15 protein-coding genes are annotated in these 22,132 nt (G+C 71.6%); 9 read left to right on the top strand and 6 right to left on the bottom strand.

What is annotated here, in order from left to right:
- Positions 1 to 88: 88 nt before the first annotated feature.
- The gene (locus tag ACFY1U_RS23240; protein ID WP_390696029.1) at positions 89 to 2,926 is read left to right on the top strand and encodes a DEAD/DEAH box helicase; all 2,838 of its coding nucleotides are present in this window, start codon (positions 89 to 91) and stop codon (positions 2,924 to 2,926) included.
- Between the two features lie 202 nt (positions 2,927 to 3,128).
- Here the strand turns inward: ACFY1U_RS23240 and ACFY1U_RS23235 are convergent, their stop codons facing one another.
- Positions 3,129 to 3,335 (bottom strand): hypothetical protein, encoded by a 207-nt coding sequence (locus tag ACFY1U_RS23235; protein WP_390696028.1) that lies wholly within the window; start codon positions 3,333 to 3,335, stop codon positions 3,129 to 3,131.
- 628 nt (positions 3,336 to 3,963) lie between these two features.
- On the opposite strand from ACFY1U_RS23235, the gene ACFY1U_RS23230 reads away from it, so the two are divergent.
- On the top strand, positions 3,964 to 5,883 hold the full coding sequence (locus tag ACFY1U_RS23230) for an SWIM zinc finger family protein (RefSeq protein ID WP_390696027.1): 1,920 nt from the start codon (positions 3,964 to 3,966) through the stop codon (positions 5,881 to 5,883).
- Between the two features lie 73 nt (positions 5,884 to 5,956).
- Here the strand turns inward: ACFY1U_RS23230 and ACFY1U_RS23225 are convergent, their stop codons facing one another.
- From ACFY1U_RS23225 to ACFY1U_RS23210, 4 genes are all read right to left on the bottom strand, one after another.
- Entirely contained in the window at positions 5,957 to 7,162 is a 1,206-nt protein-coding gene (locus ACFY1U_RS23225) for a hypothetical protein (RefSeq protein ID WP_390696026.1), read from the bottom strand.
- A 725-nt stretch (positions 7,163 to 7,887) separates the two neighbouring features.
- Complete coding sequence (gene rfbD / locus ACFY1U_RS23220) at positions 7,888 to 8,736, bottom strand: dTDP-4-dehydrorhamnose reductase (protein ID WP_390696410.1); 849 nt, start codon at positions 8,734 to 8,736, stop codon at positions 7,888 to 7,890.
- A 32-nt stretch (positions 8,737 to 8,768) separates the two neighbouring features.
- Positions 8,769 to 9,755, bottom strand: coding sequence for a dTDP-glucose 4,6-dehydratase (rfbB, locus tag ACFY1U_RS23215; protein WP_356356425.1), 987 nt, complete (start codon positions 9,753 to 9,755; stop codon positions 8,769 to 8,771).
- On the bottom strand, positions 9,752 to 10,819 hold the full coding sequence (locus ACFY1U_RS23210) for a glucose-1-phosphate thymidylyltransferase (RefSeq protein ID WP_390696025.1): 1,068 nt from the start codon (positions 10,817 to 10,819) through the stop codon (positions 9,752 to 9,754). The genes rfbB and ACFY1U_RS23210 overlap by 4 nt, the downstream gene beginning before the upstream one ends.
- A gap of 221 nt (positions 10,820 to 11,040) precedes the next feature.
- On the opposite strand from ACFY1U_RS23210, the gene ACFY1U_RS23205 reads away from it, so the two are divergent.
- The 7 genes from ACFY1U_RS23205 (at position 11,041) to ACFY1U_RS23175 (ending at position 20,090) form a co-directional block, all read left to right on the top strand.
- Positions 11,041 to 13,050 carry a glycosyltransferase family 2 protein gene (locus ACFY1U_RS23205; protein WP_390696024.1) on the top strand — a complete coding sequence of 670 codons (2,010 nt, stop codon included), beginning with the start codon at positions 11,041 to 11,043 and terminating at the stop codon, positions 13,048 to 13,050.
- Between the two features lie 27 nt (positions 13,051 to 13,077).
- Complete coding sequence (gene rfbC / locus ACFY1U_RS23200; RefSeq protein ID WP_390696023.1) at positions 13,078 to 13,683, top strand: dTDP-4-dehydrorhamnose 3,5-epimerase; 606 nt, start codon at positions 13,078 to 13,080, stop codon at positions 13,681 to 13,683.
- A gap of 144 nt (positions 13,684 to 13,827) precedes the next feature.
- Positions 13,828 to 15,090, top strand: a complete 1,263-nt coding sequence (locus tag ACFY1U_RS23195) for an alpha/beta hydrolase (protein WP_390696022.1) — start codon at positions 13,828 to 13,830, stop codon at positions 15,088 to 15,090.
- Positions 15,091 to 15,311: 221 nt separating this feature from the next.
- Positions 15,312 to 17,084, top strand: a complete 1,773-nt coding sequence (locus ACFY1U_RS23190; protein ID WP_390696409.1) for a hypothetical protein — start codon at positions 15,312 to 15,314, stop codon at positions 17,082 to 17,084.
- A 136-nt stretch (positions 17,085 to 17,220) separates the two neighbouring features.
- A complete protein-coding gene (gene pcaC, locus ACFY1U_RS23185; protein WP_390696021.1) occupies positions 17,221 to 18,531 on the top strand; it encodes a 4-carboxymuconolactone decarboxylase in 1,311 nt (436 codons plus the stop codon).
- Between the two features lie 81 nt (positions 18,532 to 18,612).
- Positions 18,613 to 19,248, top strand: a complete 636-nt coding sequence (locus ACFY1U_RS23180) for an MBL fold metallo-hydrolase (protein ID WP_390696020.1) — start codon at positions 18,613 to 18,615, stop codon at positions 19,246 to 19,248.
- Between the two features lie 62 nt (positions 19,249 to 19,310).
- Positions 19,311 to 20,090, top strand: coding sequence for an exodeoxyribonuclease III (locus ACFY1U_RS23175; RefSeq protein ID WP_390696019.1), 780 nt, complete (start codon positions 19,311 to 19,313; stop codon positions 20,088 to 20,090).
- Between the two features lie 146 nt (positions 20,091 to 20,236).
- On the opposite strand, the gene ACFY1U_RS23170 is transcribed toward ACFY1U_RS23175, so the two are convergent.
- Complete coding sequence (locus ACFY1U_RS23170) at positions 20,237 to 22,003, bottom strand: SGNH/GDSL hydrolase family protein (protein WP_390696018.1); 1,767 nt, start codon at positions 22,001 to 22,003, stop codon at positions 20,237 to 20,239.
- Positions 22,004 to 22,132 lie beyond the last annotated feature (129 nt).

Raw genomic sequence — 22,132 nt, 5'->3', positions numbered from 1 at the left:
GGCGCCCTCGCCGGAGCCGATTGTCAGACCCCGCCCGTAGAGTCGAAGACGTCTGATCCGACTCACGGGACGGGAGGTGACAGGTCGTATGAGCGACACGGCCGCGGTGGCCGCGCGAGCGGGGGAGCGGGAGCAGGGCGCGGGGGCGTCCGTGCCCGTCCGGCTTGCGGCCGTCTTCCTGCCCGCCCCGCTGCCGCGGGACGGCCGGATCGCCTTCTGGGACCCTGAGGGCGGCCCGCTGACCGCCGGGGACACAGAGCTCACGGTCGTACGACCGCACGGCGCGGGAGTACGGCGCAGGACCGCCCCCGCGCTTTCCCTCCCGGTCGGCGAGGCACTGCCCCACCTGGTCCGCGCCCGGCGCGACCCGGCCGCCCACCCCGCCACCGCCTGCTGGGGCGCAGCCGCACTGCACGCACTGCGGCTCATCGCTCGCGGACGCCTGCTGCCCGGCCTGACGCCCACCGGGCACGACGCCTGGCGGGCCGGCCCCCTGGACCCGGACGACATCGCGCACATCCGGTCGGTGGCCGCGGCCCTGCCGTACGAGGGCCATGCGGTCCCGCTGCCCGGCCCGGGCCCGCTCAGGCTGCCCGAGCCGGAGGCGCTGATGCGCTCCTTCCTGGACGCGGTCGCCGACACCCTCCCGCGCACCCCCGCGGCACCGCACGCCTCCGGCAGCCCCTTCGCCGACCGCCGCCCGCAGCGCCTGCCCGAAGCCCACGACTGGGCCGCCGAGGTCGCCGCCGGCATGGACGCGGGCGTGCGCATCTCGCTCCGCCTCGACCTGTCGGCGTACGAGCTGTTCGACGGCGAGGAGGGCGTGCGTACCGCGGGCGCGGCGATCGTCCAGGTGCACAGCCTCGCCGACCCCACACTGATCGCCGACGCGGCGGCCCTGTGGGCGGGCGAGGCGGACGCGGCGTTCGGCCCGCGCGCACGCGTGGACGCGGCCCTCGCCGTGCGGCGCGCGGCCCGCATCTGGCCACCCCTGGACCGGCTCTCCGAGCAGGACGTGCCCGACGTCCTGGCGCTCTACGACGAGGAGCTGGGCGAACTGCTGGGTGTGGCGGCGACGAGGCTCGCGGCCGCCGGGGTCGCCGTGCACTGGCCGCGGGACCTCGCCCAGGACCTGAGCGCGGCCGCGGTGGTACGGCCCGCGCCGGGCTCCGCGACCGACGGCACCGGCTTCTTCGAGAGCGAGGAACTCCTCCAGTTCCGCTGGCAGTTGGCGCTCGGCGGCGATCCGCTCAGCGAGGCCGAGATGGACGCCCTCGCCGAGGCCCACCGCCCGGTGGTGCGGCTGCGGGACCGCTGGGTCCTGGTCGACCCCGCCCTGGTCCGCAAGGCCCGCAAGCGCGAACTGGGCCTGCTCGACCCGGTGGACGCGCTCTCGGTCGCGCTCAGCGGCAGTGCGGAGGTCGACGGCGAGACGGTCGAGGCGGTACCGGTCGGCGCCCTGGCGGCCCTGCGGGACCGTCTGACGGCCGGGGTGCGCCCCGCAGAACCGCCTTCCGACCTGCACGCCACCCTGCGGGACTACCAACTCCGGGGGCTGGCCTGGCTGGACCTCATGACCTCCCTCGGCCTGGGCGGCTGCCTCGCCGACGACATGGGGCTCGGCAAGACGATCACGCTCATCGCGCTGCACCTCAAGCGCGCCCGCAGCGAGCCGACCCTGGTCGTCTGCCCGGCCTCCCTGCTCGGCAACTGGCAGCGGGAGATCACCCGGTTCGCGCCCGGCGTCCCCGTCCGCCGCTTCCACGGCCCGGACCGCACCCTGGACGACCTGAGCGACGGCTTCGTCCTCACCACCTACGGCACGATGCGGACGACGGCACCGCGACTGGCCGAGCAGCGCTGGGGCATGGTCGTCGCCGACGAGGCGCAGCACGTCAAGAATCCGTACTCGGCGACGGCGAAGGCCCTGCGCACCATCCCGTCCCCGGCGCGGGTGGCCCTCACCGGCACGCCCGTCGAGAACAACCTCTCCGAACTCTGGGCCCTGCTCGACTGGACGACACCCGGACTCCTCGGCCCCCTGAAATCCTTCCGCGCCCGGCACGCGCGCGCCGTGGAGAACGGCGAGGACGAGGAGGCGGTGACCCGCCTGGCCCGTCTGGTCCGCCCCTTCCTCCTGCGCCGCAAGAAGTCCGACCCCGGCATCGTGCCGGAGCTGCCGCCCAAGACGGAGACGGACCACCCGGTGCCGCTCACCCGTGAACAGGCGGCCCTCTACGAGGCGGTGGTGCGGGAGTCCATGCTGGCCATCGAGACCTCGGACGGCATCGCGCGCCGGGGCCTGGTGCTCAAGCTGCTGGGCGCGCTGAAGCAGATCTGCAACCACCCCGCGCTGTATCTCAAGGAGGAGGCCGTCCATGGCGAACGGCTTCTCGCGCGTTCCGGCAAACTCGCCCTCCTGGACGAGCTGTTGGACACGCTGCTCGCGGAGGACGGCTCGGCGCTCGTGTTCACCCAGTACGTGGGGATGGCCCGCCTGATCACCGCGCACCTGGCCTCCCGGGCGGTCCCGGTGGACCTGCTCCACGGCGGCACGCCGGTCCCGGAGCGCGAACGGATGGTGGACCGCTTCCAGAGCGGCGCGACCCCCGTCCTGGTGCTGTCGCTGAAGGCGGCCGGCACCGGCCTGAACCTGACCCGTGCGGGCCATGTCATCCACTTCGACCGCTGGTGGAACCCGGCGGTCGAGGAACAGGCCACCGACCGCGCCTATCGCATCGGCCAGACCCAGCCGGTCCAGGTCCACCGCCTCATCACCGAGGGCACGGTCGAGGACCGCATCGCCGAAATGCTGGAGTCCAAGCGGGCGTTGGCCGACGCCATCCTCGGCTCCGGCGAGTCGGCCCTCACCGAACTGACCGACCGCGAACTCACCGACCTGGTCACCCTCCGGAGGCCGACATGACCCCGGGCCCGGCCGACGAGGCCCGCCGGGCACTGAGGGAGGCACGGCAACGGGAGGCGCACGGCACGGAGAGGCACGGGGGACCGGGGCGGGGGAAGGCCGCAGGCCACGAACCGGAATCCGAGCGGGGCGCGGCCCAGGAGCCGGCGCCGCCCCGGTACGCAACACCGGACTCGGCAACGGAGAAGCCCTCCGGGCAGGATCAGCCTTCGGAGGCGCCGAAGGGCACCGAGGCAAGGCCCGCCGACGCCGCCCGCGCGGCGCTGCGCCGAGCGATCTCCGCCAGACGCGCCGCGGACACCGCGGTCCGCACCGCGGACGCCGGCCCTGCCTCGACGGGGCCGTTGTCGGGGGCCGGGTACGCGGATACATCGGGGATGCCGCCCGGTGAGGATGCGGATGGGCCCACTGGTGCGACGGTCTCCGCACGGCGGGGCCCCGGCGGTAGTGGGGGCGGGTCCACTGGCGGCGTGACGTCCGGTGCGGCGCGGGAAGGCTCGGGCGCGGACACCTCGGGCGTCGGGCGCGGTGAGGGTGCGGGCGACACTTCTGGGGCGGCGGTCTCTGTGAGGCGAGGCCTTGGTGGTGGGGGTCGGTTCACGGATGCCACGGTGTCGGATGCCGGGGCGGGAGGCTCGGGCGAAGACGCTGCGGGCGTTGGTCCCGGTGAGAATGCGGATGCGGGCGGGCCTGTTGGGGCGGCGGTTTCTGCACGGCGGGGCTCTGGCGGGGGTGGGCGTCGGTTCGCGGTTGCCGTGGGGTCGGGTGCCGAGGAGGGAGGCTCGGGGCGAGACGCTTCGGGTGTGGGGTCCGGTGAGGGTGCGGATGCCCGCCGGTTCACGGATGCCAGGGTGTCGGATGCCGGGGCGGGAGGTTCGGGCGGAGACGCTTCGGGCGTTGCGTGCGGTGCGGGAGCAGACGGGGATCGGCTCGCTCCGGCGGCAGGACCTCCCCATGCCGGCGCTGGTGGAGGTGCTCCGGGCGGAGAGGCGGACGATGTCGCCCCCGGCTCTCCGCCGGACGACGCCGCGGTCGGGATGGCGCCCAGCGTCAAACCGGGGAGTGACGCGGCAGCTGCCGCGACCCGCCAGGGCGAGGCACGGGGGCCCGCCCTGGCGGGTCGGCCGAGTGAGGCGCCGAGTTCCGTGACGGCGGGTGTGGACGGTGGGGTGTCGGGCGCCGACGTGAGGTCTCAGGCCGACGCAACCGAGCCTGCGGAGGTGCAGCCCAGCGCAGGCGCGCGGCCCGCTGATGCCGCCCGTGAGGCGTTGCGTGCCGCGCGGGCGGAGCTGCGTCAGGCTCGGGTGGATGCCGAGCATGCCCTAGGAGCGCGGCGGGCGGCGTCGGCGGACGCAGGAAGCCGCGGCGGTGCGCCTCGCCGGGCTGCCGGCGTCCAGACGCGGGATCTGAAGGAGTTGCTTGCCGACGCCTTCCCCATGCCTACCCCGGCGGCCCGGCCGGGAGAGAGCCCGGACGACAACTCCCTTGCGCGAAAGGGGAGTTCGCATCCCCGGACGCTCACGTCCAGTAAAGAACCGCAGGCAGCCGGTTCCGCCGGGCCCGCTGTCGAAGCCGGGGGCCCGGGCAGCGCCCGCTCCGCTCCGCCCCCCTCCCCCGGAGAATCCCCGACCGGCCCCACGGCCCCCCGCACCCACTCCATGGCCGCCCCCGGCCGAGACAGCGAATTGCGGCGTACCTTCCCCGCATTCCCGCCCCGCGCCTCCCGTTCCCCGGCCTCCCCGGGCTCCCCGGTTTCTCCCGACGACGCCCGCTTCGCGGAGACGTGGTGGGGCAATGCCTGGGTCACGGCGTTGGAAGAGGGGGCGCTGGACGCCAAGCGGCTGGCACGTGGCCGTAGTTACGCCGAACAGGGCCATGTGGACGCCATCACGGTGACGCCCGGACTCGTGCTCGCGTATGTGCAGGGCAGCCGCCCGCGCCCGTACCGCGTGCAGGTGCGGCTGCGCACGCTCGACGACGCCGACTGGGCGCGGTTCCTGGACGCCGCCGCCGAGCGGCCCGGGCACATCGCGGCGCTGCTCGACAAGGAGCTGCCCCAGGAACTCGCCGACTGCGGAGTGCCGTTGCTGCCGGGCCCGCGCGACCTCGATCCGCACTGCAGCTGCCCCGATCGCGGCCACCCCTGCAAGCACGCCGCCGCGCTGTGCTACCAGACGGCACGCCTCCTCGACGCCGACCCCTTCGTCCTGCTCCTGCTGCGCGGCCGCGGGGAACGTGAGCTGCTGGACGCCCTCTCCCGTCTGAGCGCCACGCGCGCGGCCCGCGCCGCCCAGGAGCAGGAACCGGCCCCGCTTCCCGGCGTGCGCGCGACCGAAGCCGTCCTGCCCCGCCCGCTGCCGCCGCTTCCGGCCCCGTTGCCCGTCCCGCCGCACCCTGAGCAGCCCCCGGTCTACCCGGCGGCCCCGGGCGGCCCCGACCCCTTCGCGCTGGACCAGCTGGCGACCGACGCCGCCGCCCGTGCCCACGCCCTGCTCAGCACCGGCCGCGACCCGGTGGCGGAGCTGACACTGTGGCAGGACGCCGTCCGGCTCGCCGCCGCCCGCCCCGGCTCCGGCCTCACCGCCGGCACCCGCGCGCTGTACGCCTCGCTCGCCTCGGCCGCCGGCCGCACCCCCGCCGAGCTGGCCCGAGCGGTCGCCGCCTGGCGGCAGGGCGGTCTCGAAGGCCTCGCTGTCCTCGAGGAGCCCTGGGACCCGCCCGCCGGACGTTTCGATCGCGCCCGCCCCCTCCTCCTCGCCGCCGACCTCCCCGCCTTCAGACCCTGGCGCAACCACCTCACCCACCCCCGCGGCCACGTCCAGCTCCGCCTGGGCCGCGACGGCCTGTGGTACGCCTACGAGTCGGAGCCGGGCCACGACGACTGGTGGCCGCGCGGCACCCCGGACCTCGACCCGGTCGGCGCTCTCACGGGCCTGGGCACCCCGAACGACCTCTGAGCGCAGGCCGCCCACGCGGTCCTCGACTGCCGTGAGGACGTGACATGCGCGGCCCTGCGTACCAGTCCTCCCGTCACAGAGCCCGATGGGAGACGGTGAGCAGGTAGGTGCCGTAGAAGAGCGACACGACGGCCAGGGAGGAGAGCAGGATGACCAGGGTGCGCAGGCGGCTGCGCGCCAGATGCCGGGCGAGCGGGATCAGCAGCGGGAAGGCCGGCAGCAGGAACCTCGGCTTGCTGCTGAAGAAGTGGGTCCCGCCGACCGCCATCACGATGAGGACCGCGCAGTATGCGAGCAGGGGCAGGGGCATCCTGTTCAGGACGCAGAAGACGAACAGCAGCAGGAAGCCGAGGACGATCGCGGCGGTGGCATAGACGGCGAGGACGTCGTGACCGACGACCAGGTGCTTGAACTCGTGAGCGGTGAAGCGGCCGAAGTCGAACCGTGAGCCCCACAGACTCTGCACGCGGAAGTAGCCGAGGGGGCTGTGGGTCTTGAGCCCCACCCAGGCGATGTAGCCCAGCCATCCGAGGGGAGCCAATGCGGCGGCCGCCCAGGCGCGTGGCGCGGTGGGCGCACCGGAGCGGCGCAGCTGCCACAGATGTGCGACGGCGCCGGTGACGACGGCGGCCGCCACGGCGAGGCCGTTGGGGCGGCACAGCCCGGCCAGCACCGCCAGCGTCCCCGCGGTCAGCCAGCGGCGGGTCAGCACCGCGTAGAGCCCCCAGGCCGCGAAGGCGGTCATGAGGGGCTCGGTGTACGCCATCGTCAGGATGATCGCGTGTGGGAGCAGCGCCCACAGCGCCACGAGGAGGATCCCGATGCGCCGTCCGTGCAGCAGCTCGCCGACCGCGTACACGCCCCAGGCGGCCACCAGTGCGGCCGTCCATGCGATGAGCAGCGCCACATTGACCGGGCCGATCGGCAGCACCGTGCTCACTGCGCGGATCAGACCAGGGAAGAGGGGGAAGAACGCCAGGTCGTTGTAGATGACGCCGTGCTTGGCGTGGACGATCAGGCCGTAGCCGTACTGCGAGATGTGCCAGTACCAGTGGCCGTCCCATTCCAGGCCGGCCACGGTTCGCGGGTGTCTGCCGAGGTGGATCGACCACAGGGTCGCCATGATCACCCCGGACAGCCGCACGGAGACGAACAACGTCAGTGCCGGCAGTGCCTTTCCCAGCTCGACACGCCACCGTCGCTGCTGAGGTGGTGAATCGAGTCTCGGCGCGAACCGCCGTGTGAGCGCGTTGCTCGTCTGCATGGGGCTGTCGCCCATTTCGACCTCCTTCGCTGCCCTTCAGGAGGGAGCGGCCGGACGCCTGGTTCCATCGCTGAGAAATCTCTTACTTCGTGAGAATCAGTGAAATTCATGGTGAGAACGGGCGCCAACCTTTGGGGGCCTTGCGCTTCACATGTGCATGAACACCAAGTGCGCGGTCTCAGGGGCAGCGCCGGCCGCCGTGGCCGGGGTTCCGTCGGTGACACCGTCGCCCCTGATGACGCAGGCGTACGCGACGATCGGCGCAGGTCCCGGTCCCCACGAACGACACGCTCGTCATCGATACGCGGGACGTGACCGGTATCGCGAGCCTTGCAGTTGACGACCCGAGGTGCAAGCTGGACCGGCAGGTCATCGCCTGCGTCAACACGGTTTCCACACAGAGCCGTTCACTCCTGTTCACCGTGCGCGCGGACCCGGGCGCCGGGCTCGGCGACAGCCGACAGCGGCAGGATCACACACGCCCTGATGCCGGTCATGCCGCGCAGGAGCGATGCCGTTGAACCGTGCGGCCAGCCACGCATCCGTCACCGCCGCGGTCAAGTCCGGCCGCCGTACGGGTGAATGGACCCTCGGAACGGTCGCGACAACAATCCCGCCGTGGGCAGGGACCGGGCGCCCATCGTCGCCCCGGGCCGACGCCTGGCGCAGACGAGCGGGGTGGCCGGAATCAGCAGAGGATTCGGCCACCCCGCTCGTTTCGAGGCGTGTGGTACGCCGGCTTACGGCCGCTCGGCCGCCAGCAGCGCCGGAAACGCCTCGTGCAGGGCCTCGCGCCAGTCACGGATCGGCTCAATCCCGGCGGCTGTCCAGCGGTCGTGACCGAGGACGCTGTACGCCGGTCGGGGCGCCGGGCGGACGTAGGCGGCGCTGGTGGTGGGGCGGACCCGCTCGGGGTCCGTGCCGAGCAGCCGGAAGATCTCCCGGGTGAGACCGAACCAGGTGGTCTCGCCGCCGCTGGTGCCGTGGTAGATCCCCGCCGGGGCGGTACCGGCCAGCGCGGAGCGCCCGAGGCGGACGAGCCGGTCGGCGAGGTCGACTGTCCAGGTGGGCTGGCCGCGCTGGTCGTCGACCACGTCGAGGGTGTCCTTGACGCCCTCCAGCTTGATCATCGTACGGACGAAATTGCCGCCGCCTGCCCCGTACAGCCACGCCGTGCGCACGACGTAACCCGCGTCCGGGAGTGCGGTCAGCACCGCCTGCTCACCGGCCAGCTTGGTGCGGCCGTAGGCGCTGCGCGGGGCGGTGGGGGCGTCCTCGGCGTACGGAGAGGTGCCGTCGCCCGCGAAGACGTAGTCCGTGGAGACCTGGAGCAGCTTGGCGCCGGTCTTGGCGCAGGCCGCCGCCAGGTTGCGGGCGCCGTCGCCGTTGATCCGCAGCGCCGCGGGCTCCTGGGTCTCCGCGTCGTCCACGGCCGTCCAGGCGGCGCAGTTGACGACCACATCGGGGCGGTGCTCCGCGACGGCCCCGTGCACCGCCTCCGGGTCCGTGATGTCGAGGTCCCCGCGGGCCAGGCCCACGCCCTGCTCGCCGTCGGCCGCCAGGCGGGCCAGGAGGTCCTTGCCGAGCATGCCGCCCGCACCCGCGATCAGCCAGGTGGAAGTCACAGCGCCGCGCGCTCCTTCAGGGGCTCCCACCAGGCGCGGTTCTCGCGGTACCAGGTGACCGTCTCGGCGAGGCCGGTGGCGAAGTCCTTGCGGGGCTCGTAGCCCAGCTCCGTGCGGATCTTGGTGCAGTCCACGGAGTAGCGGCGGTCGTGGCCCTTGCGGTCCTGGACGTACTCGACGCTCTCGTCCCAGTCCGCGCCGCACGCCTCCAGCAGCAGCCCGGTCAGCTCCTTGTTGGAGAGCTCGGTGCCGCCGCCGATGTTGTAGACCTCGCCGGCGCGGCCCTTGGTGCGCACCAGGTCGATGCCCTGGATGTGGTCGTCGATGTGCAGCCAGTCGCGGACGTTGCCGCCGTCGCCGTACAGCGGGACCTTCTTGCCGTCCAGCAGGTTCGTGATGAACAGCGGGATGACCTTCTCGGGGAAGTGGTGGTGCCCGTAGTTGTTGGAGCAGCGGGTCACGCGCACGTCGAGGCCGTGGGTGCGGTGGTACGACAGGGCGATCAGGTCGCTGGACGCCTTGGCGGAGGAGTACGGCGAGTTGGGCTGCAGCGGGTGGGTCTCCGGCCAGGAGCCCTCGTCGATGGAGCCGTAGACCTCGTCGGTGGAGATGTGCACGAAGGTCTTGATGCCGGCCCGGTGCGCGGCGTCGATCAGGGTGTGGGTGCCGACGACGTTGGTGCGGACGAACTCCGCGCCGCCGTCGATGGAGCGGTCCACGTGGGACTCGGCCGCGAAGTGCACCACCTCGTCGTGCTCGGCCATCAGCTTCCCGACCAGCTCGGGGTCGCAGATGTCGCCCTGGACGAAGGCGAAGCCCGGGTGGTCGCGCACCTCGTCGAGGTTGGCCGGGTTGCCCGCGTAGGTGAGCTTGTCCAGGACGGTTATCGCCACGTCCCCCGGCCCCTCGGGGCCGAGCAGCGTACGGACGTAGTGGGAGCCGATGAAACCGGCACCGCCGGTCACCAGGATTCGGGTTGTCATGAAGAAATCTGCACCTTGCTGTGGTCGCCGAGGACGAGTCGGTGGGCTGCGGGGTTGCGGGGCGCGGGGGTGACCTGGACGTCGCGGCCTATGAGCGAGGTCTCGATCCGCCGTACGCCGGTGATGGAGGAGTCGCGCAGGACGATGGAGTACTCGATCTCGCTGTCGTCGATCCGGACGCCCTCGGAGACGGACGTGAAGGGGCCGACGTACGAGTCGCTGATCACCGAACCGGGGCCGATGATCGCGGGGCCGACGATGCGCGAGCCACGGACCTCGGCGCCGGCCTCGATGCGCACGCGGCCGATGATCTCGCTGGCCTCGTCGACCGTGCCCTCGACGCTCGGCTCGACGCTCTCCAGGACGGAGCGGTTGACCTCCAGCATGTCGGCGACGTTGCCGGTGTCCTTCCAGTAGCCGGAGATCGTCGTCGAGCGGACGTCCTTGTGCTGGTCGATCAGCCACTGGATGGCGTGGGTGATCTCCAGCTCGCCGCGCCAGGAGGGCTCGATGCTGCGGACGGCCTCGTGGATCGCGGGGGTGAACAGGTACACACCGACCAGCGCGAGATCGCTCTTGGGCTGCTTCGGCTTCTCCTCCAGCCCCTTGACCCGGCCGTTCTCGTCGAGCTCGGCGACACCGAAGGACGTGGGGTTGGGCACCTGGGTCAGCAGGATCTGGGCGTCGGGGTGCTCCGTACGGAACTCGTCGACGAGCCCCGTGATGCCGCCGACGATGAAGTTGTCGCCGAGGTACATGACGAAGTCGTCGTCGCCCAGGAACTCGCGCGCGATGAGCACCGCGTGCGCGAGGCCGAGCGGCTTTTCCTGCGGAATGTACGTGACGTCGATCCCGAGCTTCGAGCCGTCTCCGACGGCTTCCCGGATCTCCTCGGCGGTGTCGCCGACGATGATTCCGACATCCGTGATGCCGGCGTCGGCGATCGCCTCCAGCCCGTAGAACAGGACGGGCTTGTTGGCGACGGGCACCAGCTGCTTGGCCGATGTGTGGGTTATCGGACGCAGGCGAGTGCCCGAGCCACCGGAGAGAACGAGAGCCTTCATGCGGCGCATCCTAACCGGGCTCCGGGACAAGCACCGCTCCGTGCGTTTCATCACAGTTGGCCAAACCATCGTGTGGACTTTGTGATCCGTTTGTGGCCGCGGCCGCCGCTTGACGTGACCACGGTGTGACTGCCACGCGTTAGCCTTGTCCGTCAGCCGACGGCGGTGTACGCCGTGTCATGCAGTGATGACTCCCCAGTGACTGAAGCGGAAGAAGAGACATGCCTATCAAGGTGAGCGTGGTGATCCCGGTCTACAACCCGGGCGACTACATCGAGGACTGCATAGCCTCTCTTCTGCGTCAGAGCCTGCCGGACGACGAGTACGAAGCGATCTTCGTCAACGACGGCTCCACCGACGGGACGCCCGAGCGCCTGGACCGGCTCGCCGCCGAGTACCCGCACATGCACGTCATTCACCAGGAGGGATCCGGGTGGTCGGGCAAGCCGCGCAACGTCGGCATCGCCGCCGCCAAGGGTGAGTTCATCCAGTTCGTGGACAACGACGACTGGCTCGGCGACGAAGCCCTCGAGCGCATGTACAACTACGGCGTGGAGAACGGCGCCGATGTGATCGTGGGCAAGATGGCCGGAAAGGGCCGCCCCGTCCCGCTCGAGCTGTTCCGCAAGAACCGCCCGCACGCGAACGTCGAGAACGCCCCGCTGATCGACAGCCTCACCCCGCACAAGATGTTCCGCAAGTCGTTCCTGGACAAGTACGACCTGCGCTACATGGAGGGGCGCCGGCGCCTCGAGGACCACGTCTTCGTCACCGAGGCCTATCTGCGCGCCGAGAACGTCTCCGTACTCAGCGACTACCTGTGCTACTACCACGTCAAGCGCGAGGACGCGTCCAACGCGGGCTTCCAGCGCTTCGACCCTGTCGGCTACTTCAAGAACCTCCGCGAGGCCCTCGACGTCGTCGAGAAGCTCACCGAGCCCGGCCCGCTGCGTGACCGGCTGTTCCGCCGCTGGCTGCGCAACGAGATGGTCGAGCGCATGCGCGGACAGCGCCTGCTGAAGCTGCCGGAGGACTACCGCCAGGAGCTGTTCGACGAGATCCACAAGGTGGTCGTCGAGCGCTTCGGGCCCGGTGTCGCGGCCGGTCTGCAGCCCACGCAGCAGATCGTCGCCGGCCTGATCGCGGCGAACCGGCTCGCCGACGTCGAGGAGTTCGCCCAGTGGGAGTCGGGGATCAAGCCCTCCGGCGTCCTGGAGACCCTCGGCTGGGAGGACGGCAAGCTGTCGATCGGCTTCACCGCCGAGTACAAGTCGGACGGCGAGCCCATCACCTTCCGTGCCGACGGCGACAAGGACCTGCTCGTTCCGCCGCTGCCGCAGACCAGCCTGGACGCCATCGCGCTGCTCGGCGCGGACACCTCCGCCCCGCTGGGCAAGTCCAAGGTGGACCTCGTCGTGCGTGAGCGCGCGACGGCCGCGGAGTTCTTCCAGCCCGTGGAGTTCACCCGGGAGAAGGTCGCCGTGGCGGGCCGGGACGGGTATTTCCGGCAGGTGCTGCACGCCACCTCGCGCATCGACCCGCTGTCGGCGGCGAACGGCGCCGGGCTGGATGCGGGTATCTGGGACGTCCTCATCCGTATCCACTCCTGCGGGTGGACCAAGGAGACCCGCCTCGGTTCCGTACGCAGCGAGGAGGCGGGCCGCGGGCGCCGCGCCGCCGTCCTCGGCTCCCCGGCCCACCTGGTCCTGCCGTACTGGACCGACCCGCACGGCAACCTCTCGCTCGACGTCGACCGGAAGACCAACCGGATCTCGTACGAGGTCGCCGGTCTCACCGCCGCCGACGTCACCGTGACAACGGGCCCCGATCGCCTCACCGTTGCTCTGCCCTTCCACGTCCAGGGCGAGAGCGGGGCAGGTGTGAAGCTGACGAACGTCTCGAACAGCCGTTCGGTGGACCTCCCCGCCACCCTGGCCGCCCGTGCGACCGGCGAGGCCGAGCTGACGGCCGGCGTCACGCCGGCTGAGCTGGCGGGCGGCGTATGGCGGCTGGAGCTGAATCTTCCCTCGGCCGGCAAGCGCAAGCCGGTGGCACTCCCGCTGGCGCTCGATGTCTCCGCCAGCGGTGGTGTCGAGGTCAAACCCCTCACGGCCGTGGCCGCCGACCTGGTGGCGAAGGCCCCCGGGCGGCCCAAGCCTGCCTCTCGTCCGGCAAAGCTGACGTTCTTGCGCCGTGCGGCGGGCCGGCTCCGCCGGGCGCTGAAGAAGTAACCGAACCACGCGAACTAGGATCGATACGTGCGACCACTGGGCATTGAGGGCGCTTGGGTCATGGAACCCAAGGTCTTCCCCGACGACCGCGGCAGCTTTCACGAGTGGTTCCGCGGCACCGCGTTCCGCGAGGCGACCGGCCAGGACCTCCACCTGGCGCAGGCCAACTGCTCCGTCTCGAGACGGGGCACGCTGCGCGGCATTCACTTCGCCGACGTTCCGCCGAGCCAGGCCAAGTACGTCAAGTGCGTGCGCGGCGCGGTCATCGACGTCATCGTCGACATCCGGGTCGGATCACCGACGTACAAGCAGTGGGAGGCCGTCCGGCTCGACGACGAGACCCATCACGCGGTCTACTTGTCAGAGGGTCTCGGCCACGCCTTCTTCGCCCTGACGGACGAAGCGACGGTGGTCTACCTCTGCTCCGAGGGTTACGCCCCCGAGCGTGAGCACGGTATCCACCCGCTCGACCCGGACCTCGCCATCGAATGGCCCGAGGGCATCGAGCCGCTGTTGTCCCCGAAGGACGAGCAGGCGCCGACGCTCGCCGAGGCGGAGGCCCAGGGGCTGCTGCCGGCGTATGAGGACTGCGTCACATACCGCAGGTCCCTCCGAACGGCTGACGGCTCCTGACCTCTGGTGACGGCCCTTCCGTGAAATCAAGAAAGAGGTATGGGCTTTGTCCCATTAGCGTTTCTTGGGGAACGCGGAAGGGTCCGCAACCCTCCTCCTGGGTGACGGAAAAACCACGGGCAAGGAAACCGGGGACTGAGTGGCATGGGTTTGACCAGCGAGACGACTGTGTACGTGATGGCGGCCGTGGCCGCCATTTGTGTGGCGCTGTTGGTCTGGCTGTGGCCACGGCTGGCCAAGCAGGGCGTGTGGCAGGTGCTCGGACGTCTGGCGGCCATCGGAGTGGCCCAGGTGACGATCATCGCCGCCTTCGCGTGCTGGCTGAACTCGTCCTACCAGTTCTTCGGATCGTGGGGTGAGCTCTTCGGCAACGTCGACACCGCTCCCGTCGGTGTCACCCAGGCGGGTGGAAACAACGACGGCGGGGCCATTTCCGGCATCTCTGTGAAGGGCTCCCTCATACAGCCCAACGGCGACGAGCAGTTGAACCGGGTCAGCGGACTGCCCACCGGCCCCGCGGCGGTGAACGGGCGGGTCGAGTCCGTGAAGGTCATCGGCCGCCGCACCGGCGTCGTCGACCCGGCCTTCGTGTACCTGCCGCCGCAGTACTTCCAGAAGGCGTACCACCGGCAGCGCTTCCCGGTGATCGTCGCGCTCAGCGGCTACCCCGGCTCCATCTTCAACCTCGCGCAGTACCTGCGGGTGTCACAGACCGCCGGAGAGCTGCAGAAGAGCGGCCAGATGCAGCCGACCATCATGGTGATGATCCGGCCGACGATCGCTCCGCCGCGCGACACCGAGTGCGTGAACGTGCCGGGCGGACCGCAGACCGAGACCTTCCTGGCCAAGGACCTGCCGGATGCCCTGAAGTCCACGTACCGGGTGGGCCACGACGCCACCGCCTGGGGCGTCATGGGTTACTCCTCCGGTGGCACCTGCGCCCTGCAGCTGACGATGCGCAACCCGCACGTGTACACGACGGCCGGTGCCCTGTCGCCCGACTACAAGATCAAGGACGACGCCACGACCGGCAACCTCTTCGGCAGCGGACTGGGCCGTGTCAACCGGATCAACGGGCACGACCTGATGTGGCGGCTCAAGCACCTTCCCGCGCCGCAGGTCTCGGTCCTGGTCGCCGACAGCAAGCACGGCGAGAAGGGCTACCCGCAGACCCTGGCCTTCATCAAGGCCGTCAAGGCACCCATGCGTGTGGTGTCGATCCTGCCCGAGAGCGGCAGCCACAACTTCCCCACCTGGGTACGGGAGATGCCGGCCACCCTGAAGTGGATGAACCAGCAGCTGACCTTCCCGCAGGACGTCGTGCCCCGGCACCTCAAGAAGCCGGGCCACACCACGGTGCGTGCCTCGGGTCAGGAGCCCTCGGAGACCCCCACCAGGCGCAGGTGACGCAAGGCCCTCTCACCCTACAAACCGTAGGGTGAGAGGTCGGTGAGAAGAACCCTGTCCCTCCATGAGGCCGACCGGGGCCGGCCGACGGATGGTCTCCGATCCTGTGAGACCTCGCCCCTCCCGCACTTACCTACACGTTGTAGTAGTTGGTCCCGAGTGGCTGAACACGCGTGGGTGCTGCCCAATGGGGTTGAGGCAGAGGAGGAGGCGGTCGCGTGATGGACTCCGGTGGCGCCGGAACAAGCGTCGAGCTTCCCGGGAGTGCCGGGGCGGACCTGTCGGCGCCGCCTCCGACCCGGGCCGCGCTGCCCGAGGTCCGGGAGGCCGGTCCCCAGCAGTTGCATCGTGGGATGACGCTGGTGGCCACGATCAGCCTGTTCATCGGGACGCGGGACGCCTGGACCGCCGCGATGGGATCCCGCCCGGCCGTGGCCGCGGCGATCTCGGCCTGCTACGCCTCGATCCTGGTCTGTGCCGTGCTCGCCCTCTTCGTGCGCACCCGGCGGGCGCTCGTCCGGGTGGACGCGGCGGTGCTGCTGACCGCTGTGGCGCTGGTGACCTGCGGCTATCTGCTCAACCACGCGGGCACCGACGAAGGCGTGCTGACCGCCCAGGCCGCGAGCCAGATCCTGCACGGCCATCCGGTCTACGGCCAGTCCTGGCCCTGGCTCTTCGACGGCGCACGCGTCGGGATCACCAAGACCATGTCCGGCGGTGCCGACTTCACCTACGGCTATCCGCCGCTGACCGCCCTGCTCGTCGCCCCGGTGCATGCCGTCGTCCATTCGGCGGCGGCCGCCACACTGGTGACCACCGGCACGCTCCTGGTCTCCTCGGTCCTGCTGTGGTTCCTGCTGCCGACGGCCTGGCGGTCCGCGGCCACCGCGGTCTGTCTCGGCTTCGGCTTCCTGCCCCAGTACGCCTACGCCGGCTACCCGGCGATCACGGCCCTCGCCCTGCTGGTCCCCGTGGTGGTGCGCTGGCCCGCCACGGGCGCGGGCGGTCAACTGGGAGGCAGGGGAGTGCTGCGGGCGGCCTGTCTGGGCGCGGCCTGCGCCGCCCAGCAACTCGCCTGGTTCCTCACCCCGTTCCTCCTGATCGGCCTGTACGCCGTCCGGCGCGGCGAACTCGGCCCGCGGCGGGCGCTCGCCGTCATCGCCCGCTATGCCGCCACGGCGGTGTTCGCCTGGGCCGCCGTCAACGCCTACTTCGCCGTCCAGCAGTTCTCGGCCTGGCTGCACGGCCTGCTGCTGCCCCTGAACCAGAAGGCGATCCTGCACGGCCAGGGCCTGATGGGCATCTCCTACTACTTCACCGCGGGCAGCAGCCGCCTCGACTACTACTCCTACGGCAGCCTGCTGCTCCTGCTCGGCCTGCTGGCCGCCACGCTGCTGTTCGTCCGGCGCCTCGGCCCCGCGATCACGGTGCTGCCCTGGTGTGCGTTCTATCTGGCCACGCGCTCCCAGGACGGCTACTTCCTGATGATGACCCCGCTGTGGCTCGCGGCCGTGGCCACCGTCCCGGCCGCCGCGTTCGCCACCGCCTGGCAGCCACGTCTGCCCGGCGCCCTCGGCCGCCGCGCGAAGGGCGCCGTGGCCGCGGGCCTGCTGCTGCCCGCCCTCGCCTGTGTGACGGTCGCCGCCGCAAGCCCACCGCCCCTGCGCATGAGCCTCGCCCCCCGCTACGCGACCCACCCCTCGGGAGCAGGCGTCACCGCAGTCGGCGTACGGGTCGTCAACACCACGGGCACGGCCCTCGCCCCGCACTTCGCCAGCCGCACCGGGCAGGGCGCCTCCAACTGGTGGACCATCGCCTCCGGCCCGGCGACCCTCGCGCCGCACGCCTGGGCCGAATACGTCGTCGAACCCCCGGGAGGCTTCCGGGCCCTCCCGAGCCGCAGGCACGTACGCACCTACCTCATCGCCGTCACCGGCACCCCGATGACGATCACCACGGCCGCCATCCCGCCCGCACCGCCGTCGAAGCGGTGAACGGCGGGGGCGCGGGACGGCCCGTTCGGTCTCCGGTGAAGGCGGTGTGAGGGTTCGCCGGTGATCCGCGGGAGGGCGGTGTGAGGACGTGGGGCACCGGGTCCGGAAGGCAAGAAAAGGCGGTTAGCGTGGAGCGGTGAGTGAGACGAAGACCCCTGCCCTCCAGTACCGCTTCGACGGCCCGGAAGACGCCCCGGTCCTCATCCTCGGTCCCTCGCTCGGCACCACCTGGCACATGTGGGACCGCCAGGTGCCCGAGCTGGCGAAGCAGTGGCGCGTCTTCCGCTTCGACCTGCCCGGGCACGGCGGCGCGCCCGCCTACCCGGTGGGCTCGGTGGACGAACTCGCCTCCCGGCTGCTGGCCACGCTCGACGGGCTCGGCGTGCAGCGCTTCGGCTACGCGGGCTGTGCGCTCGGCGGTGCGATCGGTCTCGAGCTGGCCCTGCGCCACCCCGAGCGGCTCGCCTCGCTCGCGGTGATCGCCGCTTCGCCCCGCTTCGGCACGGCCGACGAGTTCCGGCAGCGCGGGGTGATAGTGCGGACGAACGGGCTCGACCCCATCGCCCGTACCTCCCCCGACCGCTGGTTCACCGGCGGGTTCGCCGCCGCGCAGCCCGCGATCACCGACTGGGCCGTGCAGATGGTCCGCACCACGGACCCCGGCTGCTACATCGCCGCCTGCGAGGCCCTCGCCGCGTTCGACGTAAGGCCCGAACTCGGCCGCGTCGGCGTGCCCACCCTCGTCCTCGTCGGCTCGGAGGACAAGGTCACCGGCCCCGCCGAGGCCCGCACCCTGGTCGCCGGCATACCCGACGCGCGTCTGGCCGTCGTCCCCGGCGCCTCCCACCTGGTGCCGGTCGAGCAGCCCACGGCCGTCACCGACCTGCTGGTCCGGCACTTCTCCACCGCCTGGCAGCCCGGCTACGTCGAGTCGTCCACGGGACAGATCGCCATCCCGGCGACGCCCGCCAAACCCGTACTCGCCCCGTCCCCGCAGCCCCACCAGTCCGTGCCGATCGCCGAGATAGCCCCCGCCGCCGTCGTGCCCCCGCCGGTGAACGGACGTCCCGACCCCTACGACACCGGCATCAAGGTGCGCCGCGAGGTGCTCGGCGACGCACACGTCGACCGGGCGCTGGCGCAGGCGGACGAGTTCTCCGGGGACTTCCAGGAGTTCATCACCCGGTATGCGTGGGGTGAGATCTGGGACCGCCCCGGTCTCGACCGGCGTGCCCGCAGCTGCGTGACCCTGGCCACCCTGGTCGCGGGCGGCCACCTGGAGGAGCTCGCCTTCCACACCCGCGCCGCCCTGCGCAACGGCCTCACGCCGAGCGAGATCAAGGAAGTACTGATGCAGTCGGCCGTCTACTGCGGCGTGCCGGCGGCGAACAGCGCGTTCAAGGTGGCCCAGCAGGTCATAAGAGAGGAAACGACCCCCACCGACTGACAACGGCTGATCGTCAGCCGGGCAGCGAAAGCACCAGTCTCAGCTGCCCGAGCCGCCCGCGAACGGGGCAGGATGGGAGCCATGAAGCTCACGAAGAAGTCGCACGCCTGCGTCCGTCTCGAGAAGGACGGGCGGACGCTGGTCCTCGACCCCGGCGCGTTCAGCGAGCAGGACGCCGCGCTCGGCGCGGATGCGATCCTCGTCACGCACGAGCACCCCGACCACTTCGACGAGGGCCGGCTGCGGGCGGCCCTGGAGGCCGACCCGGCCGTCGAGATCTGGACCCTCGCCTCGGTCGCGGAGCAGATCTCGGCCGCCTTCCCAGGCCGCGTGCACACCGTCGGCCACGGCGACACGTTCACCGCCGCGGGCTTCGACATCCAGGTCCACGGCGAGCTGCACGCCGTCATCCACCCGGACATCCCGCGCATCACGAACGTCGGCTACCTGATCGACGGCGGCAGGGTCTTCCACCCCGGCGACGCCCTCACCGTCCCCGACCACCCCGTCGAGACGCTGATGCTCCCGGTGCAGGCACCCTGGAGCAAGATCTCCGAGGTCATCGACTACGTCCGCGAGGTCAAACCGCGGCGCGCCTACGACATCCACGACGCGCTGCTCACCGACCTCGCCCGTCCCGTCTACGACCGCCAGATCGGCGCGCTCGGCGGCTCGGAACACCTGCGGCTGACGCCCGGAGACTCGGCGGAGGTCTGAGCACGGGACGCCCGGCGGGCGGGCCGGCCGCGTTGTCAGAGCGGCCCGGTAGGTTGTGAGGCATGCGCATTGCGACCTGGAACGTGAACTCGATCACCGCCCGCCTGCCGAGGCTCCTGGCCTGGCTGGAGAGCAGCGGCACGGACGTGCTCTGCCTCCAGGAGGCCAAGCTGGCCGAGGAGCAGTTCCCGTTCGACGAACTGCGCGACCTCGGCTACGAGGCGGCGGTCAACGCGACCGGCCGGTGGAACGGCGTGGCGGTGCTCTCCCGCGTCGGCCTCAAGGAAGTGGTCAAGGGCCTGCCGGGCGACCCCGGTTACGACGGCAGCGAGGAGCCCCGGGCCATCTCGGCGACCTGCGGCCCGGTCCGCGTCTGGTCGGTGTACGTGCCGAACGGCCGCGAGGTGGACCACCCCCACTACGCCTACAAGCTCCAGTGGTTCGAGGCCCTCAAGGCCGCCGTCGCCGGCGACGCGGGCGGCAGCCGCCCCTTCGCCGTGCTCGGCGACTACAACGTGGCCCCCACGGACGACGACGTCTACGACGTGGCCGCCTTCGAGGGCCTCACCCACGTCACCCCCGCCGAGCGCGCAGCTCTGGCGGCCCTGCGTGAGGCCGGTCTCTCGGACGTGGTCCCCCGCCCCCTGAAGTACGAGCACCCCTTCACCTACTGGGACTACCGCCAGCTCTGCTTCCCCAAGAACCGAGGCATGCGCATCGACCTCGTCTACGGCAACGCCCCCTTCACCGAGGCGGTCACGGACGCCTACGTGGACCGCGAGGAACGCAAGGGCAAGGGCGCATCGGACCATGCACCGGTGGTGGTCGACCTGGACGTCTAGAGCAACGCCTTCAGAACCGGCTCGGCTTCTTTCGGCCCGCCTGCGCACACGGACAAGGCCGGGCTCAGCCACATCAGCCCGTCCGGCGTGTGAGGACGAGGCCGTTCAGGCCGAAGCGGGGTCCGGGGGCACAGCCCCCAGGACGCTCATGGCACCAGTGCCCGCAGATCCACCGAGCGGGCCATGGCGGCGAGCCCGGCATCCCCAGGATGCAGATGATCCCCACTGTCATACGCGGCCAGCATCCGCCCCGGCTGCTGCGGATCCCGCACCACCGCATCGAAGTCGAGCACCGCATCGAACACCCCGGACCCCCGGATCCACGCATTCACCGCGGAGCGCTCCGCGTCGACGGCGGCCGTGCACCGCACCTCGCCCGCGCAGGGCAGGATCGTGCCGGCCAGCATCCGCAGGCCCCGCGCATGCCCCCGGTCCGCGATCTCCCGCAACCCGGTGATGATCTGCTGCGCCGTGGCCTGCCCCCGCAGATCGTTCACGCCCTCGAAGACGACCGCTGTGCGCACCGAGGTCTGGGCGAGGACATCGCGGTCGAACCGGTTCAGGGCGCTGACCCCGGCCATGTCCGTGGAGACCCCGTCACCGGGATACCGGTCGGTGACCACACGGTTCCCGGAGATCCCCTGGTTGAGCACCCCGTATCGCGGGACCCCACGCTGCTTCAGCAGCCGTGCGGCCAGCACGTCGGGCCACCGCCGGTTCGCGCCTGTCGTGGACCTGTCCCCGTCCGTGATCGAGTCCCCGAGCAGCACCACCGAGCCCGGCCCTCCGCCCACGTCCACCCCGGTCAGCAGCGGCCACCTGGTCAGGGTCGTGGTGTACGCCGCCCCGGAGCTCTCCGCCGTATGGTCGCCCGCAGTGCTCACATACGACCGCTGCACCGCCAGCTGGTGCACGGGCGCCGCCGCCACCGGCCCGGGCAGATGAAAACTGACCAGCAGATTCGCCTCCGCGGGCACCACGAAGCGAAGCGGATCGCTGAACGCCTGAGCCCCGGCCGGGATCTCGACGCCCGCCCCGCCCCGGAACGACAGCGGCACCGGCACGCCCCGCGCCGCGGCCCCCTCCTTCTGCACGGCCACCGTCGCGCCACCGATCCGTACCGGCGCCGCCGCGAAGGTGTTGTCGAACCGCAGCCGCACCCGCGACCCGCCCACCGACGTGTGCACCACCAGCCGCACCGTCCGGTCGCTCCACGGCCCCACGGCCCGGACACCGGAGGTCGCGGCCGCCCAACTGCCGGTCCAGTCCGCGCCGGAGGACCGCACGGCCAGCGCGAAGACATGCAGACCGGCAGCGCGCGGCAGCTGCACGGAAGTCACCTGAACCCCCCGAACCAGGGGCACAGTCACCACGTACAGCCGTGCCTGCTCGGCGAGTTGACCGCCGGGTGTGTTGATGTGCGGCAGTGCCACCGCCTTCGTGGCGAGCGGGCCGGCGCGCCAGTCGGGAGCGGTCAGGGTGTACGAGGAGCGGGTGCCGTCCCGGTACGCGACCAAGCCCGTGCCGCTCGCGCCGGCCCCGGCCGTGCCCGCCACCAGGAAGGCGAGCGCGTCGCCGCGTCCGCCGACGCGCACGGACTGTCCGGCGGCGAGCACGTTGTCAGGCTCGCCGGGCAGCCGCCGCGGCCAGGTCAGCCGGGCCCCCTGCACGGTGAGGGCGCGGCCGGGCGTCCAGCCCGCGGCCGTCAGGTCCTGTGCCGACAGGGAACCGCCGTAGCCGTCGAGGTTCGCCGGCCCCGGACGGGTGTCGTCGCTGACGGCAACGTTGTCGAAGAGCCGCTCCAGCGGCTGTGGTTGTGCCCCGTCGCCGGCAGCGGCCCGTGCCGACAGGACAGGCGCCAGGAAGGCGAACGAGACGATGGCAACCGCGAATCCCCGCACACGTCGACGCACGGCCGACTCCTCCCGCTCACCGGTGGGACGCAAGACGCATCGCGAAGCTAGAGAGACGTGAGGGACCCGTCAACGCGCCATGCACGGAGTCGGCGCGAAATAGCCCCGAAGTGACCGCCCGCGCGCCTG

Source organism: Streptomyces sp. NPDC001351, assembly GCF_042896045.1.
Lineage (GTDB): Bacteria > Actinomycetota > Actinomycetes > Streptomycetales > Streptomycetaceae > Streptomyces.
This window is presented reverse-complemented; position numbering and strand designations above follow the sequence as displayed.

Coding starts and splice junctions, on each gene's coding strand:
- ACFY1U_RS23175 (WP_390696019.1), top strand. CDS start 19,311: ATGCGCATTGCGACCTGGAACGTGAACTCGATCACCGCCCGCCTGCCG.
- ACFY1U_RS23225 (WP_390696026.1), bottom strand. CDS start 7,162: ATGGGCGACAGCCCCATGCAGACGAGCAACGCGCTCACACGGCGGTTC.
- ACFY1U_RS23210 (WP_390696025.1), bottom strand. CDS start 10,819: ATGAAGGCTCTCGTTCTCTCCGGTGGCTCGGGCACTCGCCTGCGTCCG.
- rfbB (WP_356356425.1), bottom strand. CDS start 9,755: ATGACAACCCGAATCCTGGTGACCGGCGGTGCCGGTTTCATCGGCTCC.
- ACFY1U_RS23205 (WP_390696024.1), top strand. CDS start 11,041: ATGCCTATCAAGGTGAGCGTGGTGATCCCGGTCTACAACCCGGGCGAC.
- ACFY1U_RS23240 (WP_390696029.1), top strand. CDS start 89: ATGAGCGACACGGCCGCGGTGGCCGCGCGAGCGGGGGAGCGGGAGCAG.
- ACFY1U_RS23190 (WP_390696409.1), top strand. CDS start 15,312: ATGGACTCCGGTGGCGCCGGAACAAGCGTCGAGCTTCCCGGGAGTGCC.
- ACFY1U_RS23195 (WP_390696022.1), top strand. CDS start 13,828: ATGGGTTTGACCAGCGAGACGACTGTGTACGTGATGGCGGCCGTGGCC.
- ACFY1U_RS23230 (WP_390696027.1), top strand. CDS start 3,964: ATGGCGCCCAGCGTCAAACCGGGGAGTGACGCGGCAGCTGCCGCGACC.
- ACFY1U_RS23180 (WP_390696020.1), top strand. CDS start 18,613: ATGAAGCTCACGAAGAAGTCGCACGCCTGCGTCCGTCTCGAGAAGGAC.
- rfbD (WP_390696410.1), bottom strand. CDS start 8,736: ATGCTCGGCAAGGACCTCCTGGCCCGCCTGGCGGCCGACGGCGAGCAG.